Genomic DNA, 22,355 nt, shown 5'->3' with positions numbered 1-22,355 from the left:
AGCATTAAGACAGTCGATCCGATGCTTCGGCACGGCTACTAGCCTGCCTGGTCGATACGGGCGGTCACCGTACGTCTTTTTCCCTCTCTCAGGATGTCCAGCTTGATCTCGGAACCGGCCCGGAGCAGGCGGACCGTGTTACTCAGGCTGCCGGCGCTGTCCACGGGAGCGTTGTCGATCGAGACCACTACATCCCCCGGATGCAGTCCGGCCTTGGCAGCGGGCGAATTCGGCTGGACCTGGATGATCAACACGCCCTTACCCGGCTCCAGTCCCAAAACTTTGGCCAATTCCGGGGGCAGATCCCGCAGATTGACCCCGAGATGGCCGCGATGAACCTCGCCGTTCTCGACGAGTTGCTGCATGACGGATTGGGCGAGGTGGCTCGGGATAGCGAAACCGATACCCACATTACCGCCCGCCGGGCCGACTATGGCGGTATTGATCCCGATCAAATCCCCGTTTAGGTCAACTAGGGCGCCGCCGGAACTGCCGGGATTGATCGAGGCATCGGTCTGTATGTAGTCTTCGTAGCGCTTGATGCCCAGACCGGAACGCCCCAATGCGCTGACAATGCCGGAGGTCACGGTTTGGCTCAGACCAAAGGGACTACCGATAGCCACGACAAAATCGCCCACCCGCAAAGATCGCGAGTCACCGAACCGTAGGGCCTTGAGGTTTTTCGCCTCGATCTTGACGACGGCGACATCGGTCTCGGGATCGGCCCCCACCACTTTGGCCTCGAAATTCCTTCCATCCTGCAAGGTCACGATCACGCGCTCGCCGTTGGCGATGACGTGATGGCTGGTGAGGATCAGTCCGTTCTCGCCATTTACGATCACGCCGGAACCGAGACTCTGCTGTGACATTCCGTGCCGCGGTATGCCCGACTCATCGAACCCTCCGGGGGAAGGCGGCTCTTTTAGCATCGGGCTGTCGCGCATGTTTCCGGCCGACGTAGTTGAAATATTGACGACAGCCGGCAGCACGGCTTCCAGCATCGGCGCCAGGGTCGGCCGGCCGTTTTGGGCGGCGCCCGGCCGGGACGACTGGTAGGCTGTATCCGGCGTTTGAGCAAGCTTTGGCGCAGGCACAGGCTCACATCCGGCCAATATCGTGATCAGAACGGCGCCAAGCGCGTAAAGTCGGCTAAACCGTTCCATAGGTTCCTCCCGTGTGTGCTGCTCGAGTCGGGATGTCTCTGTTTAGGTCGTTCGGTATCGGGAAAGTTCTGGTGCGATGTCCCCTATCCCGCCGATCCATATGTCACTGATTTTCGGTCTCAAAAGAGTCGACCGAGGTCTCATTTCAGGCGGAAGAGATACGACGCCATGTCCCAGGCGTCGCGCTCGGTCACGCCCAAGTCCGGCATGGCGGTGCCGGGCGATATACGCGGCGGATCCTGAAGCCACAGGACCAAGTCGTCCGGTGTATTGGGTAGAACGCCGGCGATGTAGAGGCGATTGGCCCAGGCGGTCAGAGGAGGCCCGGCCAAACCTTTGGCGCCAACGATGCCGGGGATGATGTGGCAGGTCGCACAGGCATACTGCTGAAAGGCAATTCGGCCACGTTCCGGATCACCGCCGGGAAGCCTCGCAGGAATATCAGATCGGCCGCAGGCATTCAGCAAAACCAGCGCCGCGAAGAGGCTGCCCACTCCTTTGATTCTCCTTATCGCCTCCCAACCTTTTGGTCCCATTCCGCGTACTCCCTTGGAGAAAGCTCCGGCAATCGTTCCACGAAAGCTACAACCGCCCACAGATCGTCTTTATCGAGACGAAATTGCCAGGCGGGCATACCGGTCATGCGAATTCCGTTCGCTACCACCCAATAGATGTATTCGGCTGATTGTTCTCGCGCCGTTTGTGCCAGGTTGTTGGGCAAGGGCAGCATGCCTTTGCCGGCATCGTCGGGAGGCACGCCCGGCGCGCCATGACACTGCACGCATTTGTCACGGTAGATGCGGAAACCGCGTTCGGCCAGCGAGGCATCGTCCAGCGCCGGTGCGGTGATGCCGCCGAGGCGAGCCGAAACCGACCGCTCCAACGCGAAATCGAGGATTTCGTAAACCGGCCAGGTATGTTGGTAGATGGCGGCGACGTTGTACACGCCGGCGACCACGACGATAGCCGCGCCCAGGATTCCGACTCCCACTAGGATGACGAGTGTTATGGCCGCGTGGATCAGAAACTTTCGGAACGGTGACATGGTCTCTTGAGTACGCTCCAAAATTCGCGGGACCGGCTCCAGCTGTTCTTGCGACGATCGGCCGAGGAAATGACCGATGATCCTCCGGAATGGAACGCTTTCCGACGCTACACAGTATTCGACCCTCCGGCTCGAGCTTAGTGCCGGTTGCCGATACCTTGGTCCGGATGGTCCGCGCGTCACCTCGCCATGACCGCCCATCGCCTTTCGGCTCTGCTTCCGGCACTGCTGCTGCAGCCGGCCGCACACGCAGGGCTTCAGTCCGCTCTCCAACCTCATTCACCGACCGCATCCGATATCGCCGCCATTGCCTGGCTGGTGTTCTGGGGAGCCACGGTTATCTTCGTGCTGGTCATGGCGCTGACCGTTTTTTCGATGTCCGGATCGAAACGCGCCGGCCGCTTGCTGGGCCACCGCCGAGCGATCCTGATCGGCGGCTTCGCGTTTCCCGTGGCTGTGCTATCGGCGCTGTTGATCTATACCCTGAGAGTCGCCGGGGATATCGTCACGCCCACGGAACCGCCCGCTTTGCGCATCGAAGTCGTCGGCGAGAAGTTTTGGTGGCGGGTGAATTATCTGACCGAGGCAGGCCACGTCGATGTCGCCACCGCCAACGAGATCCATCTTCCGGCCGGCCAGCTCGTGGAATTCAGATTACGCACGGCCGACGTGATCCACAGTTTCTGGGTGCCCAATCTGGCGGGAAAAGTCGACATGATTCCCGGTCGCATCACCACGCTGCGCGTCCGCCCCGATCAGCCGGGCGTGTGGCGCGGGCAGTGCGCCGAGTATTGCGGCGCCCAGCATGCCAACATGGCTTTTCTCGTAGTGGTCGAGACGCCGGAGGATTTCGATGTCTGGCTTACCGCCCAGCGTCAACCCGCGCGTCCACCGGCGGCTTATTCGGAGATCCGAGAATGAACACCGCCCAGGGGTTAAGCCGATGCTGCCTGATTTCATAGCCGCACCGCTTTGGGTCGGCATCGCGGTGTTTGTCGTTTCGTCGATCGTCGTCTGGTTTTCCGGCACACGCCTCACCCATTACGCCGATGCCATCGCCGAACGCACCGGACTTGGCCACGCCTTGGCCGGCTTGATCATACTCGGGATCATCACTTCGCTGCCGGAGGCGGCGGTTACCGTGGTCGCTTCTGCCGAAGGCAATCTGCCTTTGGCGGTAAACAATTCGCTGGGCGGGACCGCTTTCGGACTCGCCGTTCTCGCGGCAGCCGATGCCGCTATCGGACGGGATGCGCTGACCTCGGTCGTTCCCAATCCCGTAGTCATGCTGCAAGGCAGCATGTCGATCCTGCTGCTCGCGCTGCTTGCCGCAGGCATCGCAGTAGGCGATGTAGCCTGGTTTGGGGTCGGCGGCTGGTGCTGGAGTGTTTTGATCGTGTATCTCTTCTCGGTGTGGATGACTCATAGATCCCAAGGACGCTTTGCCTGGCGTCCGGACGAGTCGATACAACCCGAGGAAGATCACAGTCCGCCCGAGGGAGAAAGCCAGCAGACCGCGCATACCCCACTTTCCGGCATCGTGGCTCGAACAGTGCTCGCCAGCGTCGCCATCCTGGTCGCCGGCTATCTGCTTTCGGAAACCGGCGATGCCATCGCGGTCAAGACCGGCCTCGGAGCAAGTTTCGTCGGCGTCTTTCTTGTCGCGATATCCACCTCGCTACCACAAGTCAGTTCCGTACTTGCGGCGGTGCGTCTGCACCGCTACGAGATGGCCGTATCGGATATCTTCGGCAACAATCTGTTCAGCCCGCCGCTGATTTTCCTGGCGGACGCCGTCCATCGCGGAGAGCCTGCGCTGAACGAGGTCGGACGCTTCGCTCTTGTGGCCGCCTTATTGGGAATCACGGTGACCACGTTGTACATCGCCGGGCTGGTCGAGCGCCGAGATCGAACGATCCTGCGCATGGGCTATGACTCGCTGGCCGTTCTCGCAACGTATTTCGGCGGGATGATCTTGCTGTATCGGATGCGCTGAGGAGACATGGATGGACCGGAATCAGGAATTTCCGAACCCCGTTCCCCGCCCGGTAGAGGAACTTCCCCTACTCCAAAAGATTTGGCGGCCTCCCTCGGGCTGGAATTTCATCACCGTCGTCAATAACGAGTACATCGGCATCCTCTATGTAGGCACGGCCTTCCTGTTCTTCTTGCTGGCCGGCGTGCTGGCGCTCTTGATGCGCACCCAACTCGCGGTGCCGGAAAACGATCTCCTGGGTCAGGATACCTATAACCAGATCTTCACGATGCACGGCACCATCATGATGTTCCTGTTCGCCGTACCGGCGGTAGAGGCGCTCGGGGTGCTCATTCTGCCCAACATGCAAGCGGCGCGCGATCTACCTTTCCCCAGGCTATCGGCCTACGCCTTTTGGGCTTATTTCGCAGGCGGACTCGCGTTCTTCTGTAGTCTTTTCTTCGATTTAGCGCCCAAGGGTGGCTGGTTCATGTACCCACCGCTGACCAGTTATCAGTTCTCGCCCGGCGACAACTCCGATTTCTGGCTGCTCGGCATCGGCTTTATCGAAATCACGGCCATCGCCGCGGCCATTGAGATCGTGGTGGGAGTGCTGCTCAACCGCGCGCCTGGCATGAGCCTCGATAAGATGCCGATCTATTGCTGGGCCATGCTGGTGTTCGCTGGAATGATCATGGTCGCCTTTCCAGCGGTCATCCTGTGCACCGCACTCCTGGAGTTGGAGCGAAGCTTCGAGTGGCCGTTCTTTGTGGCCGAGAAGGGCGGCGATCCCCTGCTCTGGCAACATCTTTTCTGGTTTTTCGGCCATCCCGAGGTTTACATTATCTTTCTCCCCGCTGCGGGAATCGTGTCGATGATCATCCCCACGATGGCGCGCAAGCACTTGGTGGGGTACCGGTTGGTGGTGCTGGCCCTAGTGGGCACGGGTTTTCTGAGCTTCGCCCTATGGGTGCACCACATGTTCGCCGTAGGGCTGCCGCAAATTTCCATGAGCTATTTCTCAGCGGCCAGCATGGCGGTGTCGGTACCGAGCGGCATACAGGTCTTTGCCTGGATCGCCACCATTGCCGCCGGACGCTTGAAACTCACGGTGCCGGCGCTGTTCACCCTAGGCTTCTTGTTCATTTTCGTGTTGGGCGGACTCACCGGTGTGATGGTGGCGGTAGTACCCTTCGACTGGCAGGTGCACGACACCTATTTCGTAGTGGCGCATCTGCACTATGTACTGTTCGGCGGCATGGTGTTCCCGCTGTTCGGGGTGTTCTATTACTGGGCGCCCTACGTGAGCGCCAGACCTCTCTCGGAAAAACTCGGCCGCTGGGTGTGCGGATTGATGTTCATCGGCTTCAACACGGCATTCTTCCCGATGCACGTCACCGGCCTGCTAGGTATGCTGCGGCGGGTCTATACCTATTCGGCAGAACTCGGCTGGGACACCCTCAACCTGGTCTCTACCTTCGGTGCTTTCCTCATCGCCGCGGGGGTCCTGGTGTTCCTGATCGATCTCGCACTCAACTTCCGGCCTTTCCGCGAACAAAAAGCCGGCAATATCTGGGACGCCGGCACCCTAGAATGGCTGCCCGGTGGCGACTATGCCATGCGCAGCATTCCTATCGTCAAGAGTCGCGAGCCACTCTGGGATCAGCCGAATCTGGCGCAGGACGTCGATGCGGGCCGGTATTATCTGCCGGGTGCGCCGACCGGTGGGCGCGAAACCCTCGTCACCAGCCCGATCGACGCTCGGCCCCTGTACATCTTGCAGATGCCAGCGGGAAGTTGGTACCCGGTGTTGGGCGCCTTCGGCACGGCGGCGTTTTTCCTGCTCTTGACCGTGAAACAGGTAGTTCCCGCCCTTCTCTTCGGCGTGTTCGCGATCGCCATGATTATCCGGTGGGTTTGGGGCACCGACCCAGGTCCTACGCATCCTCCCGTGGATATCGGCGGCGGCATCAAGCTGCCGGTCTACGTGACTGGCCCCATGTCACATTCCCGTTGGGCGATGGTCGTGCTGATCATCGTCTCAGCCTCCCTTTTCACATGCCTCATCTTCTCTTATTACTTCCTGTGGACGGTGGCGCCGGGGTTCTGGCCAAAGGGAGGCGAATCGCTGCCGGGAGTGACATATCCGGCTGTGGCGGGAGGACTCTGGGCATTCAGCAGCGCTGTTATTGCCTATGCCAGCCGCGCATTGAAGTCAAATCGGTTCTGGACGGTACGCCTCGCCCTGCTTTTGGCCGTGCCGCTGCTCGTCGCTGCTCTTTTGACCGAGCTCTGGGGCCACTGGCTAACGGGCCTGAGACCGACCGATTCCGGCTATGCCGCAATCGTTTATGCCGTCGTCGCGATTCAGGGCTTTTTCATTACCGTAGTGGCCATCATGGGCCTTTATACGTTTGCCCGCTCGGTGTGCGGGCTCATAAACCGTGAACGTCGAGCCACGTTCGACAACACCATGGTGTTCTGGCACTACACCGTGGTTCAGGGCCTGATTGCGCTGGCCGTGGTCCATCTGTCTCCACGCTTCCTGGGGTGAGCGACATGGCTGCCGCGCTCCAATTCGTGACAACCACGCTGCGAATGGTTTCGGGCGTCTTGATCTGGGCAACCCACTTCGGGATCGTCTACATTGCCACCGCCCTGGTCTGTGCCCGCGGGTTTCAGAATTCAAGTTGGCTGGGGATCGGAATCGTGGCGTGGATGGTAGCCATTGCCACAGTAACGGCGATTGCGGGGATCTCGATGATAATCATCCCCGCATGGAGGAGTCTTTATCGGGACGGCCCGCGGACGGCGACTGCCGCGTTCATCAATTGGATGACTATCTCCTTCGGAGGGCTCGCACTGCTGGCAATCCTATGGGTGACATTTCCGGTCATGCTGGTGCCGATCTGCTAGGCGCGACCCGATCGTTCTTCGCCGTGGCAGCGTGCGTCGAACCTAATCGGATCGACGCACCCTTTGCGAACCTTTCGATTCAGATCGAGAAGGATGATCCACAACCGCACGTCGTCGTGGCATTGGGATTGCGGATAACGAATTGCGATCCGGATAGGTCCTCAGTATAGTCGATTTCAGCACCGGTTAGATATTGGATGCTCATCGAATCGATCAAGACGGTGACACCATCTTTCACGATTTGCGTATCGTCTTCGTTAATCGTTTCGTCGAAGGTGAATCCGTACTGAAAACCCGAACATCCGCCGCCGGTAATGTAAACCCGCAGCTTTAGGTCGGTATTGCCTTCCTCGGCGATGAGTTCTCTCACCTTCGCCGCTGCGCTGTCAGTAAATTTAATGGGCTCTTCGCTCATACAAATCGTAACCTGGGAACTTATCGAATCGGTAGCCATTATATGATTTTTCCGAGAAATTTGATCAAGAATAACCGGTCTCCACAAGCCCACGGTCACTCATGAAAAAAAGGATTTATCTTCTCAGCTTATGCCTGTGCCTGTACGCACCGTCTACTTGGGCGCTCCGTTGCGGTTCCTCACTGGTAAACGCGGGCGATTACAAGGTAGAAGTGCTGCAAAAGTGCGGCGAGCCGGTATTCGCGGACTCCCGCATCGAGCTTAGATATACCAAGGTTTTCGGTACAGGTATGGAATTCGGGCAATACGTACCGGTCATGATCGACGAATGGGTTTACGACTTCGGTCGTAATCGATTCGTGCAACTGTTTCGATTCGAGAATGGCCGCCTAGTGGACATTCAATCCTTAGGCTACAGCCGGTAATTCGTGGGGCTAAACTCCATACAGTCACCGCCCTTGACGAAGCTCCGATCGAGTCGATTCCGTTCATGTCCTTCCGCCTGCTCAAGACAGGCATGCCGAGCGCCCACCTGAGAATCTAGTCGAGGGGCATGAACGGAATCCGCTTGCTCAGAGCTTCCTTAACGGTTAAAGCGCAAATCAACCATCGCCCGGTTGGATCACCTCGAGCTTCACCTGAGCGAGTCCCTGCTTGATGAATCCGAGTTTTTGAGCCGCACGCCGCGAAAGGTCGAGCAAACGTTTATTTGTCGGGGCGCCACGGTCGTTCACGCGAACTTCTACGCTGCGGTTATTGCTCAGATTGGTGACACGAATCCGGGTCCCGAACGGCAGAGACCGATGCATCGCCGTTAATCCGTTCCGGTCGTAACGCTCCCCGCTAGCCGTTCGCCGACCGTGAAAACGGTCGCTATAGTAGGAGGCAATGCCCTTTTGAACGCTTGACAGATTCTTTGAACTTGCCGTTCTGGCATGACCAACGGTACAGGAAGACGCCAGATAGATCGACAGAAGGGAATTGGCAACCAGTCGAAAACTCCGCATCTTTCACCTCCTTATTGGTTACTTGAGAACGTTGCCGCCGCATGATAACCGAAGCTTCTAGAATGACCAAATTCGTACAAAGAATAGTTATATCTCGTGTTCTTTCTTCGATACGGTTCACACTTTGGCTGAGGCTTTTCCCGGATGCGGTTAGAGAGGGCTGTTTCGACGGGTACAAGAGACGATGTGACGCGAAGAGTACGGAACAGCCGAGACGGTTCGCGTGCGATCGAGCTGATAGACCAGCTGTGCCATAGGAATAACAGAAACGGCGACCTTGGATATAGAACGCACTCTTCGAAAGGGTTCGCCGGTCGACGGCACCGGCGGAAGATCACCGCGAGAGCGAACCCATTTTCGATCAGCCTATCAGCTCGGTCCCTCCCATATACGGGCGCAAGACCTCCGGAATCCTGATTCGCCCTTTTTCATCCTGATAGTTCTCCATCACGGCGATGAGGGTGCGACCGACGGCGAGCCCGGAGCCGTTGAGCGTATGGACCAGTTCTGGTTTGCCCGTTTCCGGATTTCTCCAGCGCGCTTTCATGCGGCGCGCCTGAAAATCTCGAAAGTTGCTGCACGACGAGATTTCGCGATAGGCACCCTGACCCGGTAGCCAGACCTCAAGGTCGTATGTCTTGGCCGATGCAAAACCGGTATCACCGCTGCACAAAACCACTCGGCGAAACGGCAGATTCAAACGCTTAAGCACTTCTTCCGCATGGCGGGTCAGTTCTTCATGGGCACGCGCCGAATCATCGGGCCTTACGATCTGTACCAGTTCGACTTTTTCGAACTGATGCTGGCGTATCATCCCGCGCACGTCCTTCCCGTAGGAGCCGGCTTCACTGCGAAAGCAGGGTGTGTGAGCAACGAATTTCAGGGGAAGCGCTTCTGCGGCGAGGATCTCATCCCGGACCAGATTGGTAACCGGCACCTCCGCGGTCGGAATGAGATAGTACGGCGGTTCGCGGTCGAGCTTGAACAAGTCCTCCTCGAATTTCGGAAGCTGGCCCGTACCACGCAAACTTTCCGCATTGACCATGAACGGCACATAGGTCTCGATGTAGCCGTGCTCCTGAGTATGCAGATCGAGCATGAATTGGATCAAGGCCCGTTGCAAACGAGCTAGCGGACCTTTGAGGGTCACGAAACGCGCGCCGGCCACTTTGGCGGCCCCTTCGAAATCGAGCCCGCCCAGCCTCGTTCCCAGATCGACGTGGTCGCGCGGTTCAAAACCGAATTGCGGCGGTTCGCCCCAGCGATGGATCTCCACATTGTCGGCATCGCTCCGGCCGTCCGGAACGTCCGCATCCAGAATGTTCGGTATGCCGAGCAACAGTTCCTCCAGTTTCGCTTGGACTTCATCCAACTCCCCCTCCATCCGCTTGAGGTCCTCTCCCAGATGCTGCATCTCTGCCAACAAGGGCTGGATATCCTCGCCTCTTGCCTTGGCTTGGCCGACCAGCTTCGAACGTGTATTCCGCTCGTTCTGCAGTTCTTGTGTACGGCTTTGTATTTCTTTGCGTTTGTTTTCCAATTCACGGAAAACCGCAGTGTCGAGCTTGAAGGAACGCCGCGCCAACTGCGCTTCAACCTCATCCAATTGAGTGCGGAAAAGACGTGGATCTAACATCGAACATCCTTCATAAGACTTGGGTAAATCGGGAATAGAATTTGCGGCGCACGGCCGATAAGAACCCATGCACCCGTATCGTAACGTCCGACGAGGTGGGGGTTCAAACCAGCCGAACCGTGGCAAGAGCAAGGTCAAAAGAAGACGGGCAGCCTTTCCTCAGCTCCGCCTCCGATCAATACACGGGCGCGTAACGCGGGCTCACCTCGCATCCGCCAATGCCATCATGGCCTGCCGATCAGGATTCCAAACAACGCCTCGCTCGGTCACAATGCAATCGATCAATTCGGCCGGAGTCACGTCGAACACCGGATTCCAGGCCGTAATAACGCTATCGGGCCTCAAAAAGTAGTCGTTCAACAACTCCCTCTGCTCCCGCTCCTCGATCTTGATACTTGCGCCCGTTTCTGTCCGCCAATCTATTGTCGACGTCGGTGCGACCACCATGAATTTCACCCCGTGATGGCGGGCTGCGACGGCCAAGGCATAGGTACCGATCTTGTTGGCGGTGTCGCCGTTCGCCGCAATGCGATCAGCTCCGACGGCGATCCATTGAATCGCCCCCGTTTTCATCAAATAGGCTGCCGCGGAATCAGCGACCAGGGTTGCGGGTATACCATCCTGTTCCAATTCCCAAACGGTCAATCGAGCACCCTGTAACCAAGGACGGGTTTCCGTCGCGAAAATTCTCGTAACGCCCTGTCGGTAGGCGCTCCGAACCACCCCGAGCGCCGTGCCGTAACCACCGGTCGCGAGAGAACCCGTGTTGCAGTGAGTCAATACGCCGTTGGCGCCGACAAGCACGGAAGCACCGAGCTCGCCCATCTTCCGATTGGCCGCGATATCCTCGTCATGGATGATACGCGCGGTTTGCAATAGACGAGGCTCGGGGTTGCCATCTATCGCCCGGATCTCGGACCGCATGCGGTCGAGCGCCCAGAAAAGATTCACAGCGGTTGGGCGCGAGCCGGCGAGTTCGGCCAGGTCCGCTTCAATCGTCTCCTTCCAGGTATCCGGATTTTCGCGATAGCGCTGGCGCGCTGCCAAAACCACGCCGTAAGCGGCAGCGATACCGATCGCAGGGGCTCCGCGTACGCGCATCGAGGAAATGGCTTCGGCCACGCCCCGGACACTGCCGAACGTCTGGTATTCAACGGCACTCGGAAGCCGACGCTGATCTAGCACACGGAGTCCTTGCTCGCACCACTCTAGGGCGCGGACGGTATCTTGAAATGACATGGACGAAGACGACGAGAGCATTTAGATAATCAACAACGGGAAAATGGAAAAACACCCGCCTCACGGGTATTGTTAGACCAGTCGGATTGCGGCAACACACGACGGGCATTTTAAAATGGTCCGGTAGCTAAACAAAGAACTCGCACCTACTCACGGATCTCGCCGATAACCGTTGGAAAGGCACACCCTTTGAGGGGGCTCGAGTTCAAAAAGTGCGCTTTTTTGCCGCAGGATTCGAACGGCTATTCCCGGTTATAGGATGGTCTTAATCACAGTAGTTCAGAATTCGTCATGGCTACCAACCTATAGAGGCCCGACTATGGTACTCGAAATCTACCTCTGGTGTTGGATGCACCTGGAACCGCGTTACGCAGCAAAGAGAGGGGCAAGACTTTTCTGCCTAGCAATTTTCGCATTGGCTCCATTAATCTATGTCAACCTCGACATCAGCCGGCAAGGATTTAAGCCTTCGGCTCCGAGCTTGACGATTCAGGTCGGCGAGCACGACTCGCAGCATTAGACAGACTCGGCTGAGTACGTTGACGTACGGTCTCGAAAAGCAATACGCCTGTCGCAACTGACAAGTTGAGGCTTTCGACGTGACCGAACATTGGAATTTTGACCAAGAAGTCGCAGGATTCACGCGTCAAACGGCGCAAACCTCTTCCTTCGGCTCCGACCACCAACGCCAACGGAACCGAGAAATCGACTTCATACAGCGATTGCTCAGCCTCGCCTGCAGCCCCTACGACCCATAAACCTGCATCCTTTAGCCAGCCAAGGACTCGGTTCAAATTCGTCACGCGATAAACCGGCACGGTTTCAGCCGCGCCGGAGGCGACTTTGGCGACGGTCGGCGTCAATCCCGCGGACTGGTCCTTCGTAATAATGACGCCGTGAACGCCCGCGGCATCGGCGCTGCGCAGGCAAGCACCGAGGTTATGAGGATCTTGCACGTGGTCCAAGACCAGGAAAAACGGCTGCTCTGAGAGGCTCGCCAAAGCGTCTCTAAGCTCTGATTCTCCGAGTTCTGAGGCCGGTTTTAACTCCAGGACGATACCTTGGTGCTTGCGGCTTTCCGCCAGAGCATCGAGTCGCGGTCTTCCGGCAGGCTGAACCGGAATACCCAGTGACGCCAACTTTCGCTCGATGGCCGTGATTCGTCCATCTTCCCGTTGTGGATCGATCCAAGCGGTGATGATCCTGTCCGGGGCATTTTCGAGCGCGGCTTCCACCGCGTGCAAACCTGCGACACGACGCCGGCGCTTCATAAACGGCGTCTTTTTTTCCGAGACCGGCGCGCCTGAGACGCGGTGCGCTTCACCAGCTCAAGGTCGATTTTCCGCTCATCCAGATTCACGCGAGCCACGATAACCCGAACGCTGTCGCCCAGCCTGTACGTCACACCGCTACGCTGCCCTTCCAAACGATAACCGATAGGGTCGTAATGGAAGAAATCCTTATCCAAAGTCGAAACGTGAACCAGTCCCTCGACGAAAATATCTTTTAATTCCACAAAAAAACCGAAGGGAGTCACGGCCGAAATCACCCCGTCGAACTCCTCTCCCAACTTATCCAGCATGTACTCGCACTTGAGCCAGGCAATGACATCACGGGTGGCCTCATCGGCGCGCCGCTCGGTGTACGAACAATGCTCACCGATCAACACCATATCGTTATGGGAATAGTAGAACTCTTCTTTTTTCTTGTTTTCGAGCGCGTGACGAATCGCCCGATGCACCAGCAAATCCGGGTAGCGCCGAATGGGCGAGGTGAAATGCGTGTAGGCGTCCAGAGCCAGTCCGAAATGGCCCTTTTTCTCCGGGCTATAAACTGCTTGAGGCAGTGAACGTAGCAGTACGGTCTGAATCAGGTGTTCATCGGGCCGCCCGGTGATCTCGTCCAGCACCTCGAAATAGTCTTTAGGTCCCGGGTTGTCGCCGCCCCCGAGTTGCAACCCGACCTTTCCGAGAAAAGCCCGCAGATCGGCCAGTCGCTCGGCGGTAGGCCCTTCGTGAATCCGCAACACATGAGGAAGCTTGTGACGAGCCAAAAAGCGCGCTGCCGCGATGTTGGCGGTAATCATGCACTCCTCGATCAGACGATGGGCATCGTTGCGCTCCCGCGGCAGAATCTGCGAAATCTTCTTGCCTTCTCCGAAGACGATGTAAGATTCCTGGGTATCGAAATCCATCGCCCCGCGCGCCTCTCTTGCCCGGCGCAGGACTTTGTAAAGCGCGTGCAGTTCCTCCAGGTGAGGCACCAGTGCGCGATATTTTTTCCTCAATACCTTATCGCCGTCGACAATCATACGGGCGACTTCCGTATAAGTGAGCCGCGCATGGGAAAACATCAGCCCGGAATAGAAACGCGAACGGACGATCGCGCCCTCGGTGTTGATATACATTTCGCAAACCATGCACAGCCGGTCCTGCTCCGGATTGAGCGAGCACAAACCGTTTGAGAGCACCTCCGGCAGCATGGGAATGACCCGATCGGGAAAATATACCGAGTTGCCGCGGTTTCTCGCTTCAGCGTCCAGCGCGGTTCCGGGCCGAACGTAATGGGACACATCGGCAATGGCGACGTACAGCTTCCACCCTTTGGGGGTTCGTTCGCAGTACACGGCATCGTCGAAGTCCCGCGCATCCTCGCCGTCGATCGTCACCAGTGGTAGATGTCGCAAATCGACGCGGCCGGCCTTATCCTCCTCTGCGACCTCCGTGCTCAAGCCCGTAACTTCCTTCAACACGGCCTCCGGCCACTCGGACGGTAGATCGAAGCTGCGAATCGCCACCTCGATCTCCATCCCGGGCGCCATGTGATCGCCCAGGACTTCCTTAATGCGTCCGATGGGATCGCGCTGCCGGGTCGGCTGCTCGATGATCTCGGCGACCACGATCTGCCCGGGAAGCGCGCCGTTTCTATGTTCCTCAGGAATCAGAACGTCGTGAGCGATATGCTTGTTATCCGGGACGACGAAGGAGATGCCCTGTTCGAGGTATAGCCGGCCCACAATGTGGTGCGTATTCCGCTCAAGCACCTCGACGACAGCCGCCTCCCTCCGCCCGCGACGGTCGACACCGCGAACGCACACCACAGCCCGGTCATCGTGCATGAGCGCACGCATTTCCTTGGGCGAGAGAAACAAATCGTCGCCGCCATCGTCGGGCCGAAGAAAACCGAAGCCATCTGGATGGCCGATAACACGCCCGGCAATGAGGTCCCTGCGATTTACAACGCAGTAGTGATTGCGACGGTTCCTCAGTATCTGCCCATCCCGCTCCATGGCGTTGAGGCGGCGACGCAGCGATTCGAGATCGTGTTCTTCTTCTATGCCCAAGATCGCGGCAAGATCCTCCACTCTCAAAGGAACGCCCTGAGCTTTCATCACTTCCAAAATCAATTCCCGACTCGGAATGGGGCGTTCGTACTTTGCCGCCTCCCTCTCGGCGAAGGGATCCTCCAACCTAAACCCACTAACTTTCGTAGGGGCGGATTTGATCATCGATAACTTTCCTATCTTTGCGTTTCGATTTGTGCCTTCGAACAGCCCTAAGTCCGCCAAGCTCCCGCGAGGCGAACAATTCGGTTCAAAACCCTTGATATTGACAGCTCAATCGAGAAGTAGCAGAATTGGTACTTCCAATTGAGTCGTTTGGCTCACCGCTGCCGAGGTGGTGAAATTGGTAGACACGCATGATTCAGGTTCATGTGGGGAGACCCGTGGAGGTTCAAGTCCTCTCCTCGGCACCATCCTTACCCTTCAATCGAAGGGATTCTTCAGAAGAATCGTCTCGTTCCGATCAGGACCGGTCGAGAGAATGTCAACCGGTACACCGACCAATTTTTCGATCCGTTCGATATAAATCCGGGCATTGACGGGAAGGTCCTCGCATGAAGTGATGCCGGCGGTTGATTCTTGCCATCCTGAAAGCTCCTCGATAACAGGCTCGCACTGGGCGTAATTGTCGGCACCGATCGGCACGGTATGAATCTCCTCGCCTTTGTATCGATAAGCCGTACAAATTCCAATTTTTTCCAACCCGTCCAAAACGTCCAGTTTAGTCAGGCACAGCCCGCTCAAGCTGTTGAGTTTCGCTGAACGCTTCATCAACACGGCATCGAACCACCCGCATCGGCGCGCTCGCCCGGTAGTGGCGCCGAATTCTGCGCCTTTGGTGGATAAATGCCTGCCGATCTCATTCGAAAGCTCCGTCGGAAAAGGCCCGTTTCCGACGCGCGTCGAATAGGCTTTGGTAATACCCAGCACGTAATCGAACTCCAGCAAACCCATTCCGCTACCGGATGCCGCGCCACCGGCCGTCGTATTAGACGAGGTCACATAAGGATAAGTGCCGTGATCGATATCCAGCATCGCGCCTTGGGCACCCTCGAAGAGAACATTCCGGCCGTCCTCGCGGTAGGCGTGCAGTATAGCCGCCACATCGCCCAGCATCGGCTTGATCTGCTCGCCTAAGGCCATCGTCTCATCCAGCACCTGCTGATAATCGAGCCGGGGCTGTCCGTAATAGCCGGAGAGCACGAAATTGTGGTAATCCAGGAGCTCTCGTAGTCTTTCAGCAAACACCTCAGGATGAAGCAGGTCGCCCGCCCGAAGCCCTCTCCGCGAAACCTTGTCTTCATAAGCAGGACCAATACCTCTTCCTGTCGTGCCTATCGCCTTGTCTCCGCGGAACTTTTCGCGCGCTACGTCCAATGCGACGTGAACGGGCAATATCAGAGCACAGCCTTCGCTGATCGTCAGTCGGTCGCGCACCGGAATACCGGCCTTTTCCAATAGCGAGAGCTCTTCCAATAAAGCCTTAGGGGATAGCACCACACCGTTGCCGATCAAGCATCGCACTGATTCCCGCAATACGCCGGAAGGTATTAAATGCAATACCGTCTTTTGGCCGTTGATAACCAAGGTGTGTCCGGCATTATGGCCGCCCTGGAAACGGACGACAGCATCCGCACGCTCGGTCAGCAAATCGACCAGCTTACCTTTACCTTCATCGCCCCACTGGGTACCGATGACTATGACGTTTTTACCCATTCTTGATTCCGTTTGACCTTTTACATTGCGGTAAATGTTAGCTCAGTCGCCAACGGGAAAAATTTCCCAGTTCACTCCCTGCTTTCGAAGACAGTGCGAACAGGCCATCTCACGAGCGCCGCCGATTTGGCCTGCCAACTCCTGAATAACCGTTTTCCCCGCGCTACGCAAATCTCGCACCTTCTCATGCAGATCGGGATCGTCTACGGCAGGCGCGAAAATACGCGTACCGGCCAAACTGTCGTCTGGCCTGCTACCCAAGCGTGCCAGAACCTTCAAATCGGCACTAAAACCCGTTGCGGGGCGTGCACGCCCGAAAATTCTTCCTATCTCGTCATAACGACCGCCACGCGCGATTTCCCTACCGTAACCCGGTACAAAGGCGGCGAATACCACGCCGGTCTTGTAGTGGTAACCCCGCAATTCCGCAAGATCAAAATTAATGCGCAACGCAGGAAACAAACGTGACAGGCCGCTCGCGATGGACTCTAAATCGGCCAAAGCCGAATGGACCGGCTCGTTAGCAGCAGCCAATCGCCTCCTAGCTTCCTCTATGACGCCCTCATGCCCATTTAGATCGATGAGCGCCTTCAACATTTCCGCGGCGGAATTGCTGACCGTCAGTGCACGCAACTGCGCCGCCAATTCTGGATAATCTTTCCGCTGAAGAATCTCGAATAGCTCTGCTTCCTGCCGTGCATCCAAACCCGCTTGACGCGCCAGCTCGCGGTAGATACCGACATGCCCCAGATCGAGGTGGACGCTTTGAATACCTGCAATGGCAAGCATCTCCAACATCAGGCGGATGACCTCTAAGTCACTGGCATTGCCCGCGTGCCCATATAATTCAGCCCCGACCTGTAGCGGACTGCGGGATTTTTCGAGATGATCCGACTGCGTGCGCAGAACCGTCCCTATGTAACACAGCCGTGTCGGTGCATCGCGACCGAGATTGCGAGCATCGATGCGCGCAACCTGAGGTGTCATATCGGCGCGTATTCCCATCAGCCGACCGCTGATTTGATCAATGATTTTAAATGTCTGCAAATCGAGATCGTTGCCGGAACCGGTCAAGAGCGATTCGATAAATTCGATTAGCGGCGGCATGACCAAACGGTAGCCCCAGCTAGCGAACAAGTCGATGATCTTCCGACGCAGTTGCTCCAGGCGCTCGGCCTCTTCCGGAAAAACTTCGTCAATACCTTCGGGCAGCAGCCAATTATCTTCGGTTCGCATCGAATTCGGTACGCTCAGCAAAGGGAAACAGATCTGAATGGATTAGGCTTTGGCAACGACGGACCTGTTGCCGCGAAATTTATGCCGGCACCTTGTGCCGTGGTGATGTTCATGTATTCACGGCGGCACCTGCCACCCCTTGGTCGCGCCAACCGGACCAAGGGGAAACAGAAAACACGAGGAGTGATGATCCCGTTATTTTGGTTTCTTGAAATATCGGAAGAATTCCGAATCGGGGTCCAACACGATCATATCGTTCTCGTTCTTGAACACCTGCCTATAAGCGCCCAAGCTCCGATAAAACTCGAAGAACTCCGGGTTTTTGGCATACGCCTGAGCATAAATCTCCGACGCAGTGGCATCGCCCTCACCGCGCCTGATTTCGGAATCCCGATAGGCGTCTGCAAGTATCACTTCCCGCTGACGATCGGCTTCGGCGCGGATACGCTCGGCGGCTTCCGCGCCCCGAGAGCGAAAATCTCTCGCAACACGCGCCCGCTCGGCTTCCATACGGCGGTATACCGATGAACTGACCTCCTCCGGCAAATCGATCCCTTTCACACGAATATCGATGACCTCAACGCCCAGGCCGTCCACCACTGGATTGACCGTCTTGATCAGCAGGTCACGGATTTGACTCCGCTCTATGGACACCACCTCGCGAATCGTTCGCTTGCTGAACTCGTTTCGCAATGCGTCTTTGGTTATCTGATCAAGACGAATGTTCGCCGCTGCCTTGTCGCCGCCGACTGCCTTATAAAACTTCGTGGAATCTTCGATTCGCCATTTTACGAACCAAGTAACGATAACATTTTTCTTTTCAGAGGTAAGAAACCGTTCCGGCTTGGATTCCAAAGTCAGGATACGGTTGTCGTATTTCTTTACCTCCTGATACGGAAGCTTGAAGTGCAATCCCGGTTCGAAATCTGTCCGAACGATTTTCTTAAACTCCAACAATAATGCCCTTTCCGTCTCCGATACTGTGAATATCGAGGTAGCACTCAATAACACCAAAATAAAAACAAGGGCAAGAATCAGGGTGTTTTTACTAATCATTATTGTCCCCTTCCTTCGCGACCTCGAGTCGTCGAGCGGACACTCCTAGGAGTCCCGCTATCGGATATATCCGGAGTGGTAATGTTGGTGTTTTCGGTATCTCTTGACGGCATCAACGGTGATGCACTCTTTTGAAGTTTGTCTATTGGCAAATAAAGCAGATTATTGCTGTGCTTAACATCGATTAGCAACGTGCCGGTACGAGCAAGAACGTCTTCCATTGCATCGAGGTAGAGGCGCTTCCGAGTAACTTCCGGAGCCTTCTCGTACTCCGCTAGTAACTGTTTGAATCGGCTTGCGTCACCTTCCGCTCTAGCAATGACGCGCTGCTTATAGGCTTCCGATTCCTCCAAGACACGCGCCGCGGCGCCTCGCGCTTTCGGGACGACTTCGTTCGCGTAAGCTTCCGCCTCGTTTTTCAGCCGCTGCTCATCTTCCCGTGCCTTGATCGCATCCATGAACGCCGCCTGAACCTCTTCCGGAGCTTGCGCATCCACTAAGCTTACATTACTTATCCGAATCCCGGTTTGGTATTGGTCCAGGGTTTGCTGAATCTCGCTCTTGATCTCATCCGCAACCTTACCCCGTCCCTCGGTCAAAACAAAATCCATCGTACTTTTACCGATCACGGCACGCTCCGCACTCTCGATAACCTGTTTCAACGTTTCGTCCGGATCAGCAACGTTGAAGAGATAGTCCTTTGCATCCTTGATCTGATACTGCACGGCCAATCGAATATCGATGATATTCTCGTCTTGTGTGAGCATAAGGGCTTCTCTAGGCACAGAACCCAGGGATTGCTGACGCCCTCCTGACCGATAACCCACTTCCAAGAAGCGCTGCTGTTCCATGTTAACGACTTGAACCTGCTCGATCGGCGCGGGGATGTGCCAATGCAATCCGGGCATGGTGGTCTCGGTGTACCGGCCGAAACGGGTCACGACGCCGCGACTTCCTTCATCAACGAGATAAATACCGGTCAGCCCCCATATAACCAAGGCAATCACTAGAAAGAAGCCGATCGTCTTATAAGGCGCATTTTCACCGCCACCGAAAAACCTGCCGATCTTTTCATGTAATCCGCGCATGACCTCTTCCAAATCCGGAGGTGTGTCTTGCTGATCGCGCCCGCTCCACGGATCTTTTTTATTACCGCCCGGTTCGTTCCAGGACATTGGATGACTCCTATGATAGAGAACTTGATGCCCTCATTAGAGCAATAACAAAGCCGCTACTACGGCGTGAACTTTAGAATTATCTAGGAAAACGGTTGGATATACAAAAACGAGCATCTAAGAGGCGCCCGTCGAACGCTTACTGCAGCCTATCGCTGCGGCCCGAACGAGTCCGGTTACTGACCGATCCGAGCGCGCTCTAGTACCTCACCGGTGTTTGAAAAGCATGGTACGCCGTGTCGCGCAAGAAGCACGCTCGGGCATTGGCATCCTCATTCTGAAATTGATTCCTGCCTAGGTGTCGGAGCGATAAGATTGTCGAGTTCACGCAATAACTTCACGTTCCTCCCCAAAAGCTCTACATCTAAATTCCACCCTCCCGAGCCGTCCGGCTCTTCCCTCAAAATTCTCGCCGCCTCGTACAACCGTGCCCTCAACCCGGCATTTGCCGGGTTCAAACGAACTCTGCGGCGAATCACTCCGCCACCAAGATACGATTCTAGCGCTTGCCGAAGCAACGGCACTCCCCAACCGGTCTGGGCAGACAGCCAGATCTTTTTGACCTCACCGTTTTCGTCCTTCTCGACTCGCGGTGACACATCACCGATTCGGTCGATCTTATTGAAAATTTGAATTTGCTTGACGTGGTCCGCTCCGATTTCACAAAGGACGCGATTGACTTCCGAGACCGTCTCGTCCGCCCGTTCGTCGCTTACATCAATGACGTGAAGCAATAAGTCCGCGTCGGCGGCTTCCTTCAGAGTAGAACGGAATGCGGCAATCAACTCGTGCGGCAAATGCCGGATAAACCCCACTGTGTCGGCAAGAATCACCGTCAAATTCGGCGCTAACTGCAAGCGCCGCAAGGTCGGATCGAGTGTGGCAAACAACTGGTCCGCTGCATAAACACCAGCCCCGGTCAAAGCATTGAAAAGAGTCGACTTGCCGGCGTTTGTATAGCCGACTAGGCTGACAACCGGCAGCTCAGCCCGCCGTCTCGCTGAACGCCCCTGTTCGCGCTGCCGCTCGACTCTCTCCAAACGCTTTTGAATCTGGCGTATCCGATCACCGATCAGACGCTTATCCATCTCAAGCTGCGTCTCTCCAGGACCGCGCAGACCGATGCCGCCTTTCTGACGTTCCAAGTGTGTCCAACCGCGCACCAAACGGGTCGACAGGTGCCGCAACTGAGCCAGTTCGACCTGCAACTTGCCTTCGAAGGATTGTGCGCGTTGAGCGAAGATATCGAGAATTAACTCGGTTCGATCGACTACCCTGACTGAGAGTTCTTTCTCTAGATTACGCTGTTGGCTCGGCGTCAAAGGATGGTTGAAAAGAACCAGTTCTGCTTCATTTTCTCGAACGGTCCGAACCAGCTCGTCAAGCTTTCCTTTTCCAATGTAATACCGCGGATCCGGCGCGTGTCTTCTGCCCATCACGATCGCTACAGGCTCTGCGCCTGCCGATACGGCGAGTTCTTGAAGTTCCTCGAGAGCGTCGGTCTCATCTTGAGCCGCCATATGAACGAGCACGGCACGCTCACCGGACTTCGGCCTTTCAAACAACTAGATTTTTCTCCTCGGCTTGCTTCGATACAACCATCCAATCGTCCACACAGAATTATCGATCAGCCCTCGTCTTCCAATCCTTCCGCTGCATGCGGCAGACGGACTTGGCGCGCTGGAACGATCGTAGAAATGGCATGTTTGTAAACCATTTGGCTTACAGTGTTCTTGAGTATGATGACGTATTGATCGAAAGAATCCACTTTACCTTGTAATTTGATCCCATTTACAAGATAGATCGAAACGGGAACATGTTCCTTTCTCAATGTATTCAGGAACGGATCTTGTAAATTTTGCCCTTTTGACATCTCATTCTCCTTATTGTTATAAGACCGACGCTCAACCAGTATTAAAACAAATCTCTAGTTTTTTCGCCAGGCACAGCGTCGTAACAGTTCTCACCAATAACATATAAAAACAACATACAAAAATAGGTACAAAAACGAATCATTTTTTTCCGATTAACTCGATTTTGTAGCCATCCGGATCGGCTATGAAAGCTATTACCGTGGTGCCGTGCTTCATGGGACCGGCTTCGCGCAAAATTTCGCCGCCTGCCTGCCTTATCCGTTCCACAGCCTCATAAACATCATCCACTTCGATCGCAATATGACCAAAGGCATCGCCGTGGTTATACTTCTCGGTACCCCAGTTGTAAGTCAACTCAATGACCGAATTGTGAAGTTCGTCACCATAGCCAACGAAAGCGAGGGTAAATTTTCCATCTGGATAATCTTCTTTCCTCAAAAGTTTCATTCCGAGAATCTCGGTGTAAAAGCGAATCGACCTGTCCAGATCGCCAACCCGGATCATCGTGTGCAAGATACGCATTTACGTATAACCTCGATCTATTTATGTTTGCGTAAAC

Annotated in this window: 21 protein-coding genes and 1 tRNA gene; 6 read left to right on the top strand and 16 right to left on the bottom strand. The window is 56.1% G+C overall.

Features of this window, described 5'->3' with window-relative positions; all coding sequences use genetic code 11:
• Nucleotides 1-38 precede the first annotated feature (38 nt).
• The 3 genes from QEN43_RS01015 to QEN43_RS01005 all read right to left on the bottom strand — a co-directional run bounded on the left by QEN43_RS01015 (nucleotide 39) and on the right by QEN43_RS01005 (nucleotide 2,208).
• Nucleotides 39-1,163: a trypsin-like peptidase domain-containing protein gene (locus QEN43_RS01015; RefSeq protein ID WP_051331712.1), complete on the bottom strand. Its 1,125-nt coding sequence runs from the start codon at nucleotides 1,161-1,163 to the stop codon at nucleotides 39-41.
• Nucleotides 1,164-1,303: 140 nt separating this feature from the next.
• Entirely contained in the window at nucleotides 1,304-1,657 is a 354-nt protein-coding gene (locus QEN43_RS01010) for a c-type cytochrome (protein WP_202901140.1), read from the bottom strand.
• Between the two features lie 14 nt (nucleotides 1,658-1,671).
• Complete coding sequence (locus QEN43_RS01005; RefSeq protein ID WP_026610451.1) at nucleotides 1,672-2,208, bottom strand: c-type cytochrome; 537 nt, start codon at nucleotides 2,206-2,208, stop codon at nucleotides 1,672-1,674.
• Nucleotides 2,209-2,397: 189 nt separating this feature from the next.
• Between QEN43_RS01005 and coxB the strand changes: the two genes are divergently transcribed.
• From coxB to QEN43_RS00985, 4 genes are read left to right on the top strand one after another with little or no spacing between them, the layout of a single operon-like run.
• Nucleotides 2,398-3,129: a cytochrome c oxidase subunit II gene (gene coxB / locus QEN43_RS01000; RefSeq protein WP_051331710.1), complete on the top strand. Its 732-nt coding sequence runs from the start codon at nucleotides 2,398-2,400 to the stop codon at nucleotides 3,127-3,129.
• 22 nt (nucleotides 3,130-3,151) lie between these two features.
• Nucleotides 3,152-4,204, top strand: a complete 1,053-nt coding sequence (locus QEN43_RS00995) for a sodium:calcium antiporter (RefSeq protein WP_036268879.1) — start codon at nucleotides 3,152-3,154, stop codon at nucleotides 4,202-4,204.
• A gap of 10 nt (nucleotides 4,205-4,214) precedes the next feature.
• Nucleotides 4,215-6,737, top strand: coding sequence for a cbb3-type cytochrome c oxidase subunit I (locus QEN43_RS00990; RefSeq protein ID WP_026610449.1), 2,523 nt, complete (start codon nucleotides 4,215-4,217; stop codon nucleotides 6,735-6,737).
• Nucleotides 6,738-6,742: 5 nt separating this feature from the next.
• Nucleotides 6,743-7,099 carry a hypothetical protein gene (locus QEN43_RS00985; RefSeq protein ID WP_026610448.1) on the top strand — a complete coding sequence of 119 codons (357 nt, stop codon included), beginning with the start codon at nucleotides 6,743-6,745 and terminating at the stop codon, nucleotides 7,097-7,099.
• A gap of 79 nt (nucleotides 7,100-7,178) precedes the next feature.
• On the opposite strand, the gene erpA is transcribed toward QEN43_RS00985, so the two are convergent.
• Complete coding sequence (erpA, locus tag QEN43_RS00980) at nucleotides 7,179-7,553, bottom strand: iron-sulfur cluster insertion protein ErpA (RefSeq protein WP_051331709.1); 375 nt, start codon at nucleotides 7,551-7,553, stop codon at nucleotides 7,179-7,181.
• Nucleotides 7,554-7,615: 62 nt separating this feature from the next.
• Here erpA and QEN43_RS00975 point away from each other — a divergent pair, with 62 nt between their 5' ends.
• Complete coding sequence (locus QEN43_RS00975; protein WP_026610446.1) at nucleotides 7,616-7,939, top strand: DUF2845 domain-containing protein; 324 nt, start codon at nucleotides 7,616-7,618, stop codon at nucleotides 7,937-7,939.
• A 177-nt stretch (nucleotides 7,940-8,116) separates the two neighbouring features.
• Here QEN43_RS00975 and QEN43_RS00970 read toward each other — a convergent pair whose 3' ends face one another.
• The 5 genes from QEN43_RS00970 to rnr form a co-directional block, all read right to left on the bottom strand.
• Nucleotides 8,117-8,521 (bottom strand): septal ring lytic transglycosylase RlpA family protein, encoded by a 405-nt coding sequence (locus QEN43_RS00970; RefSeq protein WP_026610445.1) that lies wholly within the window; start codon nucleotides 8,519-8,521, stop codon nucleotides 8,117-8,119.
• A gap of 361 nt (nucleotides 8,522-8,882) precedes the next feature.
• Complete coding sequence (gene serS / locus QEN43_RS00965; RefSeq protein ID WP_026610444.1) at nucleotides 8,883-10,157, bottom strand: serine--tRNA ligase; 1,275 nt, start codon at nucleotides 10,155-10,157, stop codon at nucleotides 8,883-8,885.
• 201 nt (nucleotides 10,158-10,358) lie between these two features.
• Nucleotides 10,359-11,417: an S-methyl-5-thioribose-1-phosphate isomerase gene (gene mtnA, locus QEN43_RS00960; RefSeq protein ID WP_396662167.1), complete on the bottom strand. Its 1,059-nt coding sequence runs from the start codon at nucleotides 11,415-11,417 to the stop codon at nucleotides 10,359-10,361.
• A gap of 440 nt (nucleotides 11,418-11,857) precedes the next feature.
• A complete protein-coding gene (gene rlmB, locus QEN43_RS00955; protein ID WP_051331708.1) occupies nucleotides 11,858-12,667 on the bottom strand; it encodes a 23S rRNA (guanosine(2251)-2'-O)-methyltransferase RlmB in 810 nt (269 codons plus the stop codon).
• The gene (gene rnr / locus QEN43_RS00950; protein WP_026610442.1) at nucleotides 12,664-14,904 is read right to left on the bottom strand and encodes a ribonuclease R; all 2,241 of its coding nucleotides are present in this window, start codon (nucleotides 14,902-14,904) and stop codon (nucleotides 12,664-12,666) included. Before rnr ends, rlmB begins: the two co-directional genes overlap by 4 nt.
• 163 nt (nucleotides 14,905-15,067) lie before the next feature.
• On the opposite strand from rnr, the gene QEN43_RS00945 reads away from it, so the two are divergent.
• A tRNA-Leu gene (locus QEN43_RS00945) sits at nucleotides 15,068-15,152 on the top strand.
• A gap of 10 nt (nucleotides 15,153-15,162) precedes the next feature.
• Here QEN43_RS00945 and QEN43_RS00940 read toward each other — a convergent pair.
• From QEN43_RS00940 to gloA, 7 genes are all read right to left on the bottom strand, one after another.
• A complete protein-coding gene (locus QEN43_RS00940) occupies nucleotides 15,163-16,455 on the bottom strand; it encodes an adenylosuccinate synthase (protein ID WP_026610441.1) in 1,293 nt (430 codons plus the stop codon).
• A gap of 42 nt (nucleotides 16,456-16,497) precedes the next feature.
• Nucleotides 16,498-17,691, bottom strand: a complete 1,194-nt coding sequence (locus tag QEN43_RS00935; RefSeq protein ID WP_036268875.1) for an ATP phosphoribosyltransferase regulatory subunit — start codon at nucleotides 17,689-17,691, stop codon at nucleotides 16,498-16,500.
• A gap of 195 nt (nucleotides 17,692-17,886) precedes the next feature.
• Nucleotides 17,887-18,744, bottom strand: coding sequence for a protease modulator HflC (gene hflC / locus QEN43_RS00930; protein WP_026610439.1), 858 nt, complete (start codon nucleotides 18,742-18,744; stop codon nucleotides 17,887-17,889).
• 2 nt (nucleotides 18,745-18,746) lie between these two features.
• Nucleotides 18,747-19,922, bottom strand: a complete 1,176-nt coding sequence (hflK, locus tag QEN43_RS00925) for an FtsH protease activity modulator HflK (protein WP_026610438.1) — start codon at nucleotides 19,920-19,922, stop codon at nucleotides 18,747-18,749.
• 272 nt (nucleotides 19,923-20,194) lie between these two features.
• The gene (gene hflX, locus QEN43_RS00920; protein ID WP_026610437.1) at nucleotides 20,195-21,487 is read right to left on the bottom strand and encodes a ribosome rescue GTPase HflX; all 1,293 of its coding nucleotides are present in this window, start codon (nucleotides 21,485-21,487) and stop codon (nucleotides 20,195-20,197) included.
• 62 nt (nucleotides 21,488-21,549) lie between these two features.
• Entirely contained in the window at nucleotides 21,550-21,795 is a 246-nt protein-coding gene (gene hfq, locus QEN43_RS00915; protein ID WP_026610436.1) for an RNA chaperone Hfq, read from the bottom strand.
• Between the two features lie 139 nt (nucleotides 21,796-21,934).
• A complete protein-coding gene (gene gloA / locus QEN43_RS00910; RefSeq protein WP_026610435.1) occupies nucleotides 21,935-22,318 on the bottom strand; it encodes a lactoylglutathione lyase in 384 nt (127 codons plus the stop codon).
• Nucleotides 22,319-22,355 lie beyond the last annotated feature (37 nt).

It is taken from the genome of Methylocaldum szegediense (assembly GCF_949769195.1).
Lineage (GTDB): Bacteria > Pseudomonadota > Gammaproteobacteria > Methylococcales > Methylococcaceae > Methylocaldum > Methylocaldum szegediense.
The sequence above is the reverse complement of the archived record's forward strand: the minus strand, read 5'-3'. Positions and strand labels throughout refer to the sequence as shown.

Coding starts and splice junctions, on each gene's coding strand:
- QEN43_RS01015 (WP_051331712.1), bottom strand. CDS start 1,163: ATGGAACGGTTTAGCCGACTTTACGCGCTTGGCGCCGTTCTGATCACG.
- QEN43_RS01005 (WP_026610451.1), bottom strand. CDS start 2,208: ATGTCACCGTTCCGAAAGTTTCTGATCCACGCGGCCATAACACTCGTC.
- coxB (WP_051331710.1), top strand. CDS start 2,398: ATGACCGCCCATCGCCTTTCGGCTCTGCTTCCGGCACTGCTGCTGCAG.
- QEN43_RS00995 (WP_036268879.1), top strand. CDS start 3,152: ATGCTGCCTGATTTCATAGCCGCACCGCTTTGGGTCGGCATCGCGGTG.
- QEN43_RS00990 (WP_026610449.1), top strand. CDS start 4,215: ATGGACCGGAATCAGGAATTTCCGAACCCCGTTCCCCGCCCGGTAGAG.
- QEN43_RS00985 (WP_026610448.1), top strand. CDS start 6,743: ATGGCTGCCGCGCTCCAATTCGTGACAACCACGCTGCGAATGGTTTCG.
- erpA (WP_051331709.1), bottom strand. CDS start 7,553: ATGGCTACCGATTCGATAAGTTCCCAGGTTACGATTTGTATGAGCGAA.
- QEN43_RS00975 (WP_026610446.1), top strand. CDS start 7,616: ATGAAAAAAAGGATTTATCTTCTCAGCTTATGCCTGTGCCTGTACGCA.
- QEN43_RS00970 (WP_026610445.1), bottom strand. CDS start 8,521: ATGCGGAGTTTTCGACTGGTTGCCAATTCCCTTCTGTCGATCTATCTG.
- serS (WP_026610444.1), bottom strand. CDS start 10,157: ATGTTAGATCCACGTCTTTTCCGCACTCAATTGGATGAGGTTGAAGCG.
- mtnA (WP_396662167.1), bottom strand. CDS start 11,417: ATGCTCTCGTCGTCTTCGTCCATGTCATTTCAAGATACCGTCCGCGCC.
- rlmB (WP_051331708.1), bottom strand. CDS start 12,667: ATGAAGCGCCGGCGTCGTGTCGCAGGTTTGCACGCGGTGGAAGCCGCG.
- rnr (WP_026610442.1), bottom strand. CDS start 14,904: ATGATCAAATCCGCCCCTACGAAAGTTAGTGGGTTTAGGTTGGAGGAT.
- QEN43_RS00940 (WP_026610441.1), bottom strand. CDS start 16,455: ATGGGTAAAAACGTCATAGTCATCGGTACCCAGTGGGGCGATGAAGGT.
- QEN43_RS00935 (WP_036268875.1), bottom strand. CDS start 17,691: ATGCGAACCGAAGATAATTGGCTGCTGCCCGAAGGTATTGACGAAGTT.
- hflK (WP_026610438.1), bottom strand. CDS start 19,922: ATGTCCTGGAACGAACCGGGCGGTAATAAAAAAGATCCGTGGAGCGGG.
- hfq (WP_026610436.1), bottom strand. CDS start 21,795: ATGTCAAAAGGGCAAAATTTACAAGATCCGTTCCTGAATACATTGAGA.
- gloA (WP_026610435.1), bottom strand. CDS start 22,318: ATGCGTATCTTGCACACGATGATCCGGGTTGGCGATCTGGACAGGTCG.